Here is a 461-nt window from a genome sequence, read left to right as displayed (position 1 = left end):
TCATCCGGCATGTCGGCCATGCTGACGGAGAGGGCCGGGCCCGGGTTCCAGGCAACGACGTTAGCGTTGTGGTGATGAGTCACTTCGATCGCGCGATTCAGCTTCGCGTCGTGGATCAGGCTGCAACCTTCGGCGTTGAGGTAGACGCGGTCAATGCGATCCGGGAAGGTCTGCACGCCGTCGGTCAGCACATCCTCTTTGGCGTCGTTCACTTTATCGATAAAGCGATCGCCGAGGCCGCTTACTTTGACATCTGCGATATCGCCAACGTTAAAGTAGGTGTGCAGCGCAGAGGTGGTTTCAAATTCACCGTGCGCTTCCAGCTCCATTTCGCAGGTTGCTGCCAGCTTGAAGCGGGCGAAGAGGGTGAAGTCGTGCGGCCAGTGCTGGTGCGACGCGTCGCTGCTCTGCAGTTCGAAGGTCAGCACTACGCTGCTCTCATCTTCGTTATGCGCCTGCAG

General features: G+C 58.8%; 1 protein-coding gene. It reads right to left on the bottom strand.

The features are described from left to right. On the bottom strand, positions 1-461 hold a 461-nt coding region (locus AC1DCT_RS18130), incomplete at both ends, for an aldose epimerase family protein (protein ID WP_477430581.1).

The sequence above is a fragment of the Microbacterium sp. 10L49 genome, from assembly GCF_056395125.1.
The sequence above is the reverse complement of the archived record's forward strand: the minus strand, read 5'-3'. Positions and strand labels throughout refer to the sequence as shown.